This is a genomic window from Pseudomonas sp. GW822-FHT01E03 (assembly GCF_058802985.1).
This window is the reverse complement of record NZ_JBXAOQ010000001.1, coordinates 299,293-312,365: the sequence shown is the minus strand read 5'-3', so window position 1 is coordinate 312,365 and position 13,073 is coordinate 299,293. Positions and strand designations below refer to the sequence as shown.

General features: G+C 60.2%; 10 protein-coding genes. 3 read left to right on the top strand and 7 right to left on the bottom strand.

The window, feature by feature from the left end; all coding sequences use genetic code 11:
* Positions 1 to 15: 15 nt before the first annotated feature.
* The 4 genes from AC1RP7_RS01335 to AC1RP7_RS01320 all read right to left on the bottom strand — a co-directional run bounded on the left by AC1RP7_RS01335 (position 16) and on the right by AC1RP7_RS01320 (position 3,375).
* Complete coding sequence (locus AC1RP7_RS01335; protein WP_493180819.1) at positions 16 to 1,083, bottom strand: phosphotransferase family protein; 1,068 nt, start codon at positions 1,081 to 1,083, stop codon at positions 16 to 18.
* Positions 1,084 to 1,227: 144 nt separating this feature from the next.
* On the bottom strand, positions 1,228 to 2,193 hold the full coding sequence (locus AC1RP7_RS01330) for a 2-hydroxyacid dehydrogenase (RefSeq protein WP_493180820.1): 966 nt from the start codon (positions 2,191 to 2,193) through the stop codon (positions 1,228 to 1,230).
* A gap of 182 nt (positions 2,194 to 2,375) precedes the next feature.
* Positions 2,376 to 2,963 carry a TetR/AcrR family transcriptional regulator gene (locus tag AC1RP7_RS01325; protein WP_489340494.1) on the bottom strand — a complete coding sequence of 196 codons (588 nt, stop codon included), beginning with the start codon at positions 2,961 to 2,963 and terminating at the stop codon, positions 2,376 to 2,378.
* A 28-nt stretch (positions 2,964 to 2,991) separates the two neighbouring features.
* The gene (locus AC1RP7_RS01320) at positions 2,992 to 3,375 is read right to left on the bottom strand and encodes a tautomerase family protein (RefSeq protein ID WP_349733881.1); all 384 of its coding nucleotides are present in this window, start codon (positions 3,373 to 3,375) and stop codon (positions 2,992 to 2,994) included.
* Positions 3,376 to 3,740: 365 nt separating this feature from the next.
* Here AC1RP7_RS01320 and AC1RP7_RS01315 point away from each other — a divergent pair, with 365 nt between their 5' ends.
* On the top strand, positions 3,741 to 5,021 hold the full coding sequence (locus AC1RP7_RS01315; protein ID WP_057715067.1) for a serine/threonine transporter: 1,281 nt from the start codon (positions 3,741 to 3,743) through the stop codon (positions 5,019 to 5,021).
* Between the two features lie 333 nt (positions 5,022 to 5,354).
* Here the strand turns inward: AC1RP7_RS01315 and acnB are convergent, their stop codons facing one another.
* Complete coding sequence (gene acnB, locus AC1RP7_RS01310) at positions 5,355 to 7,955, bottom strand: bifunctional aconitate hydratase 2/2-methylisocitrate dehydratase (RefSeq protein ID WP_340316407.1); 2,601 nt, start codon at positions 7,953 to 7,955, stop codon at positions 5,355 to 5,357.
* A 457-nt stretch (positions 7,956 to 8,412) separates the two neighbouring features.
* On the opposite strand from acnB, the gene AC1RP7_RS01305 reads away from it, so the two are divergent.
* The gene (locus AC1RP7_RS01305; RefSeq protein ID WP_057715064.1) at positions 8,413 to 8,883 is read left to right on the top strand and encodes a DUF1289 domain-containing protein; all 471 of its coding nucleotides are present in this window, start codon (positions 8,413 to 8,415) and stop codon (positions 8,881 to 8,883) included.
* Between the two features lie 147 nt (positions 8,884 to 9,030).
* Here the strand turns inward: AC1RP7_RS01305 and AC1RP7_RS01300 are convergent, their stop codons facing one another.
* Positions 9,031 to 9,894: a universal stress protein gene (locus tag AC1RP7_RS01300; protein WP_057715063.1), complete on the bottom strand. Its 864-nt coding sequence runs from the start codon at positions 9,892 to 9,894 to the stop codon at positions 9,031 to 9,033.
* A gap of 162 nt (positions 9,895 to 10,056) precedes the next feature.
* On the opposite strand from AC1RP7_RS01300, the gene AC1RP7_RS01295 reads away from it, so the two are divergent.
* Complete coding sequence (locus AC1RP7_RS01295; protein ID WP_493180821.1) at positions 10,057 to 10,665, top strand: MiaE family protein; 609 nt, start codon at positions 10,057 to 10,059, stop codon at positions 10,663 to 10,665.
* Between the two features lie 152 nt (positions 10,666 to 10,817).
* On the opposite strand, the gene AC1RP7_RS01290 is transcribed toward AC1RP7_RS01295, so the two are convergent.
* Complete coding sequence (locus AC1RP7_RS01290; protein ID WP_493180822.1) at positions 10,818 to 13,067, bottom strand: TonB-dependent siderophore receptor; 2,250 nt, start codon at positions 13,065 to 13,067, stop codon at positions 10,818 to 10,820.
* Between the last annotated feature and the right edge of the window lie 6 nt (positions 13,068 to 13,073).

Sequence of the window (13,073 nt, the reverse complement as noted above, 5' to 3'; positions counted from 1 at the left end):
AGGGATCGCATATGGTCAGAGGCTGGATTTCGAGATGACCTGCAAGCTCATCTGCTCCAGCAGCTTGTTCATGTGAATGAACTGCGCGAAGCGTTTGTCCTGGGTCTGGCCATGGTAGAAGCGGTAGTAGATCTGCTGCACGATGCCGGCCAGGCGGAACAGGCCGTAGGTGTAGTAGAAGTCGAAATTGTCGATGCGTATGCCCGAGCGTTCGGCATAGTAATCGACGAACTCGCGGCGGGTGAGCATGCCCGGCGCGTGGCTCGGCTGGCGGCGCATCATCTGCACCGGCGCCGGATCATCGGCTTCGATCCAGTAGGCGAGGGTGTTGCCCAGGTCCATCAGCGGATCGCCCAGGGTGGTCAGTTCCCAGTCGAGCACGCCGATGATCTGCATCGGGTTGTTCGGGTCGAGGATTACGTTGTCGAAGCGGTAGTCGTTGTGCACGATGCTGGAGGTCGGATGGTCGGCCGGCATCTTGTCGTTGAGCCAGGCCTTGACCGCTTCCCATAGTGGCGCATCGGGGGTCAGGGCCTTTTCGTAGCGATCGCTCCAGCCTTTGATTTGTCGCGCCACGTAGCCTTCGGGTTTACCCAGGTCACCCAGGCCGTAGGCGTTGTAGTCGACGCGATGCAGTTCCACGAACTTGTCGATGAAACTCTTGCACAGGGCTTCGGTTTTCGCCGAATCCAGGCCCAGCTCCGGCGGCAGGTCCGAGCGCAGGATGATGCCGTTGACCCGTTCCATGACATAGAACTCGGCACCGATCACCGATTCGTCGGTGCAGTGCACGTAGGCTTTCGGGCAGTACGGAAAACCGTCGCGCAGTTGATTGAGGATGCGAAATTCACGGCCCATGTCGTGGGCCGACTTGGCCTTGTGGCCGAAGGGCGGGCGACGCAGGACGAATTCCTGTTCGGGGTATTCCAGCAAGTAAGTGAGGTTTGAAGCGCCGCCCGGAAACTGGCTGATCCGTGGCAAGCCGCTGAGCCCCGGAATATGGGCCTTGAGGTACGGATCGATCAGGCCGGCATCGAGCTCTTCGCCGGTGCGGGTACGGGTGGACTGGTCAGTAAGCGCCATGCTTATCCCTTCTGCTTATTCTGGAGGCCTGAAACTATTGGCTAATCTAATGCGCACACTGCACACCTACAACCGCGAACGGCTCTTATAGGTGAGCGTGTTGCCGGCCAATCATTGTTTTTGATACAGCTGTTTGAATCGCCATCAATGGGCGAGCCGGCTCTCGGCCGACGGTAGTTCGATCGGCGTGAGCACCGGTTGGCCGGAGAAAAACGCCACGAGGTTCTTGCCCACCATTTCGACGGTGCCCTGGGTGGCTTCCGGGGACAGCCCGGCGACATGGGGGGTGAGGATCACGTTGCTCAGGGTCTTGAGTGCATCCGGCACCTTCGGTTCGGCGTCGAACACGTCGAGTGCGGCGCCGGCGATCCGGCGTTGTTCAAGTGCGCTGATCAGGTCGGTGGTGACGATCACGCTGGCGCGGGCGATGTTGACGATGAACCCGTTGGGACCCAGGGCATCGAGGACCGCTTTGTTGATCAGGTGTCTGGTCCCGAGACCACCGGGGGTCGCGACGATCAAAAAGTCCGAAGCACGGGCCAGTTCAGTGGGGGTGGAGCAGAAGGTGTAGGGCACATCGCTGCGATGCTGGCGATTGTGGTAACTCACCGCCATATCGAAGCCATTCGCCGCGCGTTTGGCGATGGCCATGCCGACGGCGCCGAGGCCGAGGATGCCCAGGCGTTTGCCAGCGAGGGAAGGACGCATGATCTTCGGCCACTCACCGCGCCGAACGGCGGCATCACAGCGGGGTATGTCGCGCACCAGCGACAGCAGCAGCGCCATCGCATGGTCGGCGACGGACGAGGCATTGACCCCGGCGCCATTGGTGACGGTGATGCCCCGGTTCGCTGCGGCCTGCAGGTCGACGTGTTCATAGCCGGCGCCAATCACGCAGATGATCTTGAGGTTGGGCAGGGCGGCGATCTCATCGGCATACAGCCCCAACGGGCCACGGGTGAGGACGGCGTCGATCTGCCCGGCGTGGCGGGCAATGGCTTCGGCGCGCTCGGCGGGCGTCGGGGCCAGGATCAGGTGAAAGCCCTGATGTTCGAGGATAGGCAGGTACTCATTGATGGTTTCAACCAGTACCAGAACGGTTACAGGCATGCTTGGCTCCCTGTGGGCATCGAAAAATCGGCTCGAACGTCACTTGAGATTGCTGATTTCAGGGCGGCTTGGCAACCACCAGCGATCGCAGTCCGTGGCAGCTCCTGCGCCATTGTGGACACTGCGCTGAGTGTAGGAGCTGGTAATGCCTGCGATCTTTTTATTGCGTGGGGGCGGGCGATTTACTTCGACGGCGTGAGGGCGGCCCGGGCAGCTTCGAGAATTTCATCCGATAGCGGGTCGCCTCGGGTGGCCCGGGACAACATCAGGGCACCGAACATCAGCGAATACTGCACCAGCGCCTGCTGCCGTTTGCCGGCTTCGTCCTCTGCGTCCAGCAGCGAGCCAAGGGAATCGAGCAGGTTGTTCAGGCCCTGCAGATAGGTTTGGCGCAATCCGCTCTCGGCGGCCTCATGGCACATGTCCCCGGCAAAGGCCACCACCGGGCAGCTGTCGCCCGGATTGTCCCGGCTTTCGTTGGACAGGTAGGTTTCGACCACGGCACGGCGGGCGGCGTCCTTGCCGTCATGCTCGGCCACCCGTCCTGACCAGCGTTGCGCGGCCTGCTCGAAAGCCCGGCCGCTGGCCTCTTGCGCCAGGGCTTCCCTGGATTCGAAGTGCCCGTAGAAGCCACCGTGGGTCAGGCCCGCGGCGGCCATCACATCGACCACGCTGATCCCGTGCAAGCCGCGTTCACGAAACAGCCGGGTGGCGGCATCGACGATAGTCTCGCGGTTGAGGTCGGCTTGTTTGCGGGAAACTCGGGGCATGGGTCATTCTCGTTTTTCAGGTGGACTATCAGAGGGCGTATTGGGCAATCCCGTTGCCGAACGACCAGTTCTCTTTTTTCACTTCCACCAGATTGATGAAAACGTCCTCCAGGCGCACCGCCAGCTCTGCATTAAGGCTTTCGGCGATGGTTTTGTAGAGGTTTTTTTTCTGCTCCAGGGTTCGCCCTTCGTTGAGGGTGATCTGGATGACGACCAGGTTATCGGTGCGGTTGATGCCCAGGTACTCGGGATCAAAGATGAAATGCTGCTCGTCGTGTTCGGCCAGGATCTGGAAGTTGTCGTGTTCAGGCACGCCAATGGTCTGGCGCATGGCGGCATAGATCAGTTGCCCGATGCGTCTGGCGTGGGTGGGGTCCCGGTGTTTTCGGATGTCGACGCGAACCAGTGGCATGGGCAGACTCCAGAAGGAATGCAGGTCGGTTAAAAATACATGATGGTAGACCTTTATCAAGTGTCCCATGCTTTCTGGCGATGAAGCGTAGCCTCGAAAACACTGCAATTCCTTGTGGGAGCGAGCTTGCTCGCGATAACGGTGTGTCTGGCAAGTGGTTGTTGGATGTGCCGAAGCCATCGCGAGCAAGCTCGCTCCCACAGGGGACTTTCGTCTATCTGGTACCACCGTTCCTCACCTAAGTCTTTGCTTCTGCTCACTAATCCTCCAGAATCGCGCCCCTGTTTCGGCCGGGCGCCGCCTGTCGGGTATTCCGACGCGTCCTGGCCGGGTGGCAAGTGACCGGAATGTGGAGATCCCACCGGATGAATGATCAGGCCAATAGCGTTAACGAACGCTATGTAGACGCGACACCCGCGACGCTTACGAGCTGGAATCGCCAAGACACCACCTGGATGCTGGGGCTGTTTGGCACGGCGATTGGTGCCGGAACCCTGTTTTTGCCGATCAACGCAGGCCTGGGCGGTTTCTGGCCGCTGCTGATCCTGGCGTTGCTGGCGTTTCCGATGACGTTCTACGCACACCGCGGGCTGACCCGTTTCGTGTTGTCCGGTCGCGAAGGCGCCGACATCACTGAAGTGGTGGAAGAACATTTCGGCATCAAGGCCGGCGCGCTGATCACGCTGTTGTACTTCTTCGCGATCTTCCCGATCCTGCTGATCTACAGTGTGGCGCTGACCAACACCGTGGGCAGTTTCCTTGAGCATCAATTGCACATCACGCCGCCACCGCGCGCCGTGTTGTCGCTGGTGCTGATCCTTGGCCTGCTGGCCGTGGTGCGCTGCGGCGAGCAAATGATCGTCAAGGCCATGAGCCTGATGGTTTACCCGTTCATCGTGGCACTGCTGTTTCTGGCGGTGTACCTGATTCCGCACTGGAACGGCGGCATTCTCGCCACCGCGAGCCAAGTGCCTGCGCCGTCAGCGCTGCTGCACACCTTGTGGCTGGCGATTCCGGTGATGGTGTTCTCGTTCAACCACTCGCCGATCATCTCGGCGTTTGCGGTCGACCAGAAGCGTCGTTATGGCGAACACGCCGAGGAACGCAGCTCGCAGATCCTGTCCCGTGCCCATCTGTTGATGGTAGTGATGGTGCTGTTCTTCGTCTTCAGTTGCGTGCTGACCCTGTCGCCAGCGCAACTGGCTGAAGCCAAGGCGCAGAACCTGTCGATCCTGTCGTACCTGGCCAACCACTTCAGCAATCCGACCATTGCCTTCGCGGCGCCGTTGATTGCCTTCGTGGCCATTTCCAAGTCGTTCCTGGGGCACTACATCGGCGCCAGCGAAGGCCTCAAGGGCCTGATCGTCAAGAGCGGCAAGCGTCCGTCCGCCAAGGCCCTGGACCGTATGACCGCCGCGTTCATGCTGGTGGTGTGCTGGATCGTCGCTACGCTGAACCCGAGCATCCTCGGCATGATCGAAACCCTCGGTGGCCCGGTGATCGCGGCGATCCTGTTCCTGATGCCGATGTACGCCATCCGCAAGGTGCCGGCGATGGCACGCTATCGCGGTCAGGCGTCCAATGTCTTCGTGACGGCGGTAGGCCTGGTGGCGATTTCGGCGTTGGTCTATTCGCTGAGTGCGTGATTGCTGTTTGATTTGATGAGTGAATGACGGCTGATCCGGTTTTCGGGTTGGCCGTTTTTTTTTTTGGGGGGGGGGGTATTCGATCGCTGTAGGAGCGAGCCTGCTCGCGAAAAACGCCGGGACACCGCGGGGATTCAGACAGCCTGCGTTATCGTTGACGACCATCGCGAGCAGGCTCGCTCCTACAGAGGTTCGGGGACCTCAGTCAGAGCCAGGTCGGCTCGCGGAACAAATAGCAGCCATTACTCCAGAAACGGATATACACACAAAAAACAGCCATAAAAAAACGCCGCTCATCTCACGATGGGCGGCGTTTTTCATTGCGTTGCAACGTTAGGCTTGAACGACCGGGATGTTGGCGTTCGCAGCAGCTTCACGGAACTCGGCGATCTGGTCGAAGGACAGGTAGCGGTAGACATCGGCCGCCATGCTGTCGATCTTGCCAGCGTATTCCATGTACTCCTCGACGGTCGGCAGGCGACCCAGGATGGAAGCCACGGACGCCAGCTCGGCCGAAGCCAGGTAGACGTTCGCGCCGTCACCCAGACGGTTCGGGAAGTTACGGGTCGAAGTCGACACGACAGTCGAGTTCGGCTCTACACGTGCCTGGTTACCCATGCACAGCGAGCAGCCTGGCATTTCCATGCGAGCGCCGGCCTTGCCGTAGATGCCGTAGTAGCCTTCTTCGGTCAGCTGGTGAGCGTCCATCTTGGTCGGCGGCGACAGCCACAGACGGGTTGGCAGCTGACCCTTGACCTGTTCCAGCAACTTGCCGGCGGCGCGGAAGTGACCGATGTTGGTCATGCACGAACCGATGAACACTTCGTCGATCTTCTCGCCAGCAACGCTGGAGAGCAGGCGAGCGTCGTCCGGGTCGTTCGGAGCGCACAATACAGGCTCCTTGATGTCGGCCAGGTCGATCTCGATGACTTCGGCGTATTCGGCGTCTTTGTCGGCTTCCAGCAGCTCAGGGTTGGCCAGCCAGGCTTCCATTGCTTGAGCGCGACGTTCCAGAGTACGTGCATCGCCGTAGCCTTCGCCGATCATCCAGCGCAGCAGGGTGATGTTGGACTGCAGGTATTCGGCAATCGACTCTTTGGACAGCTGGATGGTGCAACCGGCAGCCGAACGTTCAGCCGAGGCGTCAGACAGTTCGAACGCTTGCTCTACGGTCAGTTTAGGCAGGCCTTCGATCTCCAGGATGCGACCGGAGAAGGCGTTCTTCTTGCCTTTCTTCTCTACGGTCAGCAGGCCAGCCTGGATCGCGTAGTAAGGAATGGCGTGAACCAGGTCACGCAGGGTGACGCCTGGCTGCAGTTCGCCTTTGAAGCGAACCAGGATCGACTCAGGCATGTCCAGCGGCATGACGCCGGTGGCTGCGGCGAACGCAACCAGGCCGGAACCGGCCGGGAACGAGATGCCGATCGGGAAACGGGTGTGGGAGTCACCACCGGTACCGACGGTGTCTGGCAGCAGCATGCGGTTCAGCCACGAGTGGATGATGCCGTCGCCCGGACGCAGGGAAACGCCGCCGCGGGTCATGATGAAGTCAGGCAGGGTGTGGTGGGTGGTCACGTCGATCGGCTTAGGGTAAGCCGCGGTGTGGCAGAAGGACTGCATCACCAGGTCGGTCGAGAAGCCCAGGCACGCCAGGTCTTTGAGTTCGTCACGGGTCATTGGACCGGTGGTGTCCTGGGAACCCACGGTGGTCATCTTCGGTTCGCAGTAGGTGCCCGGACGAACGCCGGTCACGCCGCAAGCCTTGCCGACCATTTTCTGCGCCAGGGTGAAACCCTTGGTGCTTTCAGCCGGAGCTTCAGGCTTCTTGAACAGGTTCGAAGGTGGCAGACCCAGCTCGGTGCGAGCCTTCTCGGTCAGGCCACGGCCGATGATCAGCGGGATACGGCCGCCAGCGCGAACTTCGTCCAACAGCACCGGAGTCTTCATTTCGAAGGTGGTCAGGACTTCGTCGGTGCCGTGCTTGCAGACTTTGCCAGCATGCGGGTACAGGTCGATCACGTCGCCCATGTGCATGTTGGAAACATCGAATTCGATTGGCAGTGCGCCAGCATCTTCCATGGTGTTGTAGAAGATCGGAGCGATCTTGCTGCCGAAGCAGAAACCGCCGGCACGCTTGTTCGGTACATAAGGAACGTCGTCGCCGAAGAACCACAGTACGGAGTTGGTCGCCGATTTACGCGAAGAACCGGTACCGACCACGTCACCGACGTAGGCGATAGGGAAACCGGCGTTGCGCATTTCTTCGATCTGCTTCATCGGACCGGTGACGCCTTGTGCGTCAGGCACGATGCCGTCGCGAGCCATTTTCAGCATGGCCAGGGCGTGCAGCGGGATGTCTGGACGGGACCAGGCATCAGGAGCAGGGGACAGGTCGTCGGTGTTGGTTTCGCCGGTGACCTTGAACACGCGCAGGCTGATCTTGTCGGCCAGGGTCGGGCGCTTCACGAACCACTCGCCGTCAGCCCAGGATTGCAGCACGCCTTGGGCGTGAACGTTACCGTTCTTGGCTTTTTCAGCGACGTCGTGGAAGGCGTCGAACATCAGCAGGGTGTGCTTGAGTTCTTCGGCCGCTACTGGAGCCAGTTCGGCGTCGTCCAGCAGGTTAACCAGAGTCACGATGTTGTAGCCGCCCTGCATGGTGCCGAGCAGTTCAACAGCGCGCTTCTTGTCGATCAGGGGGGATTTGGCTTCGCCTTTGGCGATGGCGGACAGGAAGCCGGCCTTTACATAGGCTGCTTCGTCCACTCCAGGCGGAACGCGATTGGTGATCAGGTCAACGAGGAATGCTTCTTCGCCAGCCGGGGGATTTTTCAGCAGCTCGACCAGGCCTGCAGTTTGTTCGGCGTTTAGCGGCTGGGGAACGATACCCAGTGCTGCGCGCTCTTCGATATGTTTGCGGTAGGCTTCAAGCACAGTTATTACCCTCATCAGTGGTCCCAAATGGGTGTCCGGGACGCTCATCCCGAAATTGCCGTACTCATGCGCTGCATGGCGTTGTGAGCCACTTAGCCAGAATTACCGACAATTCCTTACAGAAGCTGCTTTCAAAGTTTTACGCCTGCAGAACGGGAGCTGATGAGGGTTGGCGTTGGGCTTTTCCCCGCTGGAAAAACCCCTCGCCAACACCGCTCTGAAGGAACGACTGTGCTCGTGACGCTTTGAAAACAGCTTCTAACGGACATTGGCGCCTAAAAAGGCAGGCTGATTCTACGGCAAAAAAAAATTAAAGGTAAGTCAGTGTTTATTGGACTTTGGTGGTGGCGGTCACCAGAGCCCGATTCTCCACAGGCCCTGAACTTTGAGGGGTGATCAATGGCCGACAAAGGGCTAACATGCCGGCCTGTTCTGCTTTTTCGCGTTTTGCCTATCTATGCCCAATCAGACCATCAAGACTCCCTGCGTCGGCCTCTGCTCCACTGTTTACGGTGACCTGGTGTGCCGTGGCTGCAAGCGTTTCCACCACGAAGTGATCCACTGGAACGGTTACAACGAGGAAGAAAAGCGCGCGGTATGGCTGCGTCTTGAGCAGTTGCTGTCACAGGTGATGGCCGCCAAGGTGGAAATTTTCGATCCGGCGCTGCTCCGAATGCAGCTGGAACAGCGCAAGATCCGCTTCGTGCCCCATCAATCGGAATATTGCTGGGCCTACCAGTTGATCGCGCGCGGTGCGCGGGTGATCAACAACCTGGAAGCCTACGGGATGGTGCTGCTGCCGGAGTTTCGCGAGTGGAACCTGCCGGAATTGCGCGACGCCATTGATCGGGAATTTTTCCTGCTCTCCGAAGCCCATTACCAGCGCTATATTGCGCCGGGGTTCCTGCAAGACGCCTTTGGCGGCTGACCCGCTGATATGTGGCGAGGGGGCTTGTCCCCGTAAGGCGGCGCAGCCGTCGCAAATTGAGCTGGCACAGTACATCTGCCGGAATGCAGGGGGCCGCTTCGCGACCCAACGGGGGCGAGCCCCCTCGCCACAAAAGCATGTTCGGCTTCAATGCTTGTCCGCAATCTCCTCGAGATGATCCGCCACTTCCATCGGCTTGAGCACCAGCACATCGCTCTCGACCGCATCGAGCACCACTTCCGCCGTATTGCCGATCAACGCCCCTGACAACCCGCTGCGCGCTACGGTGCCGATCACCGTCACCGCTGCCTGCAGTTTGTGCACCATGAACGGAATCAGCACATCCGCCGGGCCTTCCTCGATGTGCAGGTGGTCATCGTCGATGTCGAATTCCGCCTGGAACGCCTTGCACTGTTCGCGATAGCGCGCCTGGATGGTTTCGCTCAGTTGAAACGTCGGGTCGGCCGCCGACAGCATCGGCGACGGGTGGGCGCTGATCACGTGCAGGCGGGCCTTGGCCAGGGTTGCGATGTCATAGCCATGATCGATGATGGTGTTGTGCAGGTGGCGATGTTCCTGGTCGGTGTTACCGACGTCGATGGCTGCCAGGATCACTTTGTCTTTCCATGAATCGGCGGTTTTCACCAGCAGCACCGGAGTCGGGCAGGACCGCAGCAGCTTCCAGTCCTGCGGGGTCAGCAGGGCTTTTTTCAACGGGCTGTCGGGGAAGTGCTGCTTGACCACCAGGCCGCAACCTTCGGCTTGCTGCACATCGACGATGGTTTGGTGTTGGCTGTCGTTCCAGGCCTGCTCGGTGGTGACGCTGTAGCCGTCCTCCGTCAAAGCGGCCTTGAGCACACCCAACATGCCACTGTGATCATGCTTGGGGTCGCACACCAGCAGATGCAACTGCGCCTGGGTCACACCGGCGATCAACTTCGCCCGTTTGAGCGCCAGGCTTTCCGAGTGCTCGGGTTCGATGACCACCAGAATGCTGCGAATGGCTTGCATGAGCGGGATCTCCTGAAAATGAAAAAGCACGGCGTTGCACAACTATAGTTGCTGTCGGCGATTCGGGGACTTGATGCATATCAACGGTCGGCGACTGGTGGTCTGCGGGCAGGCCGGTATAATCGGCGCCCTTCGTTTTGAACCTATTTTTCCGTGAGCCCCATGATCCTTCCCGAAATTCACGAGTTCCTTGGCTGCCGCACCCCCGACGGCTGGATCCAGGCCGCGCTGGCCGATCAGGAAACCCTGCTGATCGACCACAAGAACTGCGAATTCAAGGCCGCCAGCACCGCGTTGAGCCTGATCGCCAAGTATCACTCCCACGTCGATCTGATCAACATGATGTCGCGCCTGGCCCGGGAAGAACTGGTGCACCACGAACAGGTCATGCGCCTGATGAAACGGCGCAAGATCGAACTGCGCCAGCTGTCCGCCGGGCGCTATGCGTCGGGGCTGCGCAAGGTGGTGCGCAGTCACGAGCCGGTGAAACTGGTGGACACCCTGGTGGTCGGCGCCTTCATCGAAGCCCGCAGTTGCGAGCGTTTCGAAGCGCTGGTGCCGCACCTGGACGAAGAACTGAGCAAGTTCTATTTCGGTCTGCTCAAGAGCGAGGCCAGGCATTTCCAGGGTTACCTGAAGCTGGCCTACCAATATGGGGACGCCAAGGACATCGCCCAGGTGATCGACAAGGTCCGTGCCGCCGAGCAGGAATTGATCGAATCCCCGGATGTTGAGTTCCGCTTCCATAGCGGTGTACCGGCCGCCGCATAAACACCGCAACCCATTGTGGGAGCGAGCTTGCTCGCGATGACGGATCAGGCAGTCACACCTGAGGTGGCTGACAGACCGCTATCGTGAGCAAGCTCGCTCCCACAGGTTCCGGTGTTAACTGACAGGTATCAGTTTTCTGGCGGGCGCTCAGCTTAGAAATCCCACTTGGTGGTCAACATCACGTTGCGTGGTTCGCCGTAGTACGTGGTGTCGAAGTTACCCAGGCCCGTCAGGTAGCGTTTGTCGAACACGTTGTTGGCGTTGACGGTGAAGCTCAGGTTTTCGTTGAACTGGTAGCGGCTCATCAGGTCGACGAGGGTGTAGCCACCTTGCTTGATGCGGGTGTCGCCGCCCGTTGTCGGGCTGTAGATCTTGCCGTAGAACGCGCTCTGCCAGCTGATACCGCCACCGATGGTCACCTGATCCAGTGCGCCGGGCAGGCGGTAGGTGGTGAACGTACGCACGACATGTTCCGGTTTGGAGGTCGCCAGCGGGAAGCCAAAGATGCGCTGTTCATCAGCGTCACGGGTGCGGGCGTAGGTATAGCCGGCCGACAGGTTCCAACCTTCGGCCGCTTCACCGGCCAGTTCCAGTTCCACACCCTTGGTGGTTGCGCCGTCGATGGCTTTGTAGATGCCTTCGTTGGTGACCGGGTTGGTTCCGATCGATTCGGCGAGGTTGTCTTGCTCGATGCGGAAGAAGGCCAGGCTGGCGTTCAGTCGCCCGTCGAAGTAAGCGGCTTTCAGGCCGGCTTCGTAACTGGCGCCCTCGACCGGTGCCAGGGTCGAACCGTTGGCGTCCTTGTAGGTTTGTGGCTGGTAGATGCTGGTGTAGCTGGCGTATGCAGAATAGGTGTCGTCCAGGTCATAAACCACACCGGCATATGGCGTGACCACGCCATGTTCCTTGTAGCTGGCATGGGTGTCATCGAGTCCCGCACCCGGATAGTACGAATAATCCTCGTTGTACTTGAAGGTGCTCAGGCGGCTGCCGAGAATGATCGACAGATCGTCGGTCGCGTGCAGGCGCGTGGCCAGGTACAGGCCATTCTGGCTTTGGGTGCGTTCGTACTTGCCGTTGTTCGGGAAGTTCTGTTCCGGCAGATCGCCGTTCCAGTCGTAGATGCTGCCCGGGACCAATTCGAAGGCGCTGGTGTCGTAGGTCGCGCCGGTCTGGCGCGAGTGGGAAGCCATGAAGCCAGCCACCAGTTCATGCTCGCGGCCTCCCAGGGTGAAGGGGCCAGTGACGTTCACGTCAGCGGTGTTTTGCACGCGATGACCTTCCCAGCGACCCCAGTACAGGAACATGCCTTCACCGGTGGCGCGGTCCGGGTTGCCGCCGCTGGCCGAGGCCAGGCGAGTGTCGTGATCGGTGGTTTTCTGGTCGATGCTGGCCTTGAACTTCCAGTCGTTGGCCAGAGCCTGTTCCAGGGAGGCGAAGTAAGTGATGTCGTCGAAGTCGCGACGACTCCAGTCGGCGCCCGGGTTGAAGTGACGGGGGAAGTCGGTACGGCCTCCGTCCGAGAAGTACACCGGGTTGCCGGTCCAGGACGAGCCTCGCGGGGTGGTGCTTGACTTGTCGACGCCGAAGGTCAGCAGGGTGTCGGGTGTCAGATCGGCTTCGAGGATGCCGTAGAACAGGTCTTTCTTCTGGCTGTAATGATCCTGGTAGGAGTTCTTGTCGGAATAAGCGCCGACAAAGCGGCCACGCACACTGCCGGAATCGTTCAGCGAACCGGAAATATCGCCGACGCTGCGATACGCGTCCCAGTAACCGACGGTGCCGCTGATCGACGCCTTGAATTCCTTGGTCGGCTTCTTGCGGATCAGGTTCACGGTGGCGGACGGGTCGCCCGAACCGGTCATCAGGCCGGTCGCACCCTTGACGATTTCGATGCGGTCCAGGCTGGACGCGTCGTCGCCGTTGTTAGGGTTTTCACCGTAGACACCGTCATACGGAATGTTCACGCCGTCGTACTGGAAGTTGGTGATGGCAAAGCCACGGGCGGAAAACTCGGTGCGGTCACTGTCGTACTTCTGCGTCGAAATACCGGGGGTGTTGCGTAGCGCGTCGCCGATGCTCTGCACACCGCGGTCGTCCATCTGCTGACGGGTAATGACGGTCACCGATTGCGGCGTTTCGCGGATCGACAGGGGCAGGCCGGTGGCCGTGGATGTTGAACCGGTGGTGTAGGAGTGGGTGCCTTCGGTGGTAGCGCCCAGCGCCTGGCCGGAAATGGTCGTTGCGCCCAGTTGCAGTACGCCGTCGTCCCGGGCCGAGTTCTTTTCGGCATCGGTTTCAGCGGCGTGGACAACGGGTACAAGGCTCAGCAGGGCGGCAGGCAAGGCCAGCGCGAGAGGGCACAAGGCAAAACGGAAATGGGCGACAAGCGGGTGCGACATGGGGAT

Bases quoted from the DNA above. Each gene is read 5' to 3' on its own strand.
- AC1RP7_RS01315 (WP_057715067.1), top strand. From the start codon at position 3,741: ATGAATGATCAGGCCAATAGCGTTAACGAACGCTATGTAGACGCGACA.
- AC1RP7_RS01305 (WP_057715064.1), top strand. From the start codon at position 8,413: ATGCCCAATCAGACCATCAAGACTCCCTGCGTCGGCCTCTGCTCCACT.
- AC1RP7_RS01300 (WP_057715063.1), bottom strand. From the start codon at position 9,894: ATGCAAGCCATTCGCAGCATTCTGGTGGTCATCGAACCCGAGCACTCG.
- AC1RP7_RS01295 (WP_493180821.1), top strand. From the start codon at position 10,057: ATGATCCTTCCCGAAATTCACGAGTTCCTTGGCTGCCGCACCCCCGAC.
- AC1RP7_RS01335 (WP_493180819.1), bottom strand. From the start codon at position 1,083: ATGGCGCTTACTGACCAGTCCACCCGTACCCGCACCGGCGAAGAGCTC.
- AC1RP7_RS01325 (WP_489340494.1), bottom strand. From the start codon at position 2,963: ATGCCCCGAGTTTCCCGCAAACAAGCCGACCTCAACCGCGAGACTATC.
- AC1RP7_RS01330 (WP_493180820.1), bottom strand. From the start codon at position 2,193: ATGCCTGTAACCGTTCTGGTACTGGTTGAAACCATCAATGAGTACCTG.
- AC1RP7_RS01290 (WP_493180822.1), bottom strand. From the start codon at position 13,067: ATGTCGCACCCGCTTGTCGCCCATTTCCGTTTTGCCTTGTGCCCTCTC.
- AC1RP7_RS01320 (WP_349733881.1), bottom strand. From the start codon at position 3,375: ATGCCACTGGTTCGCGTCGACATCCGAAAACACCGGGACCCCACCCAC.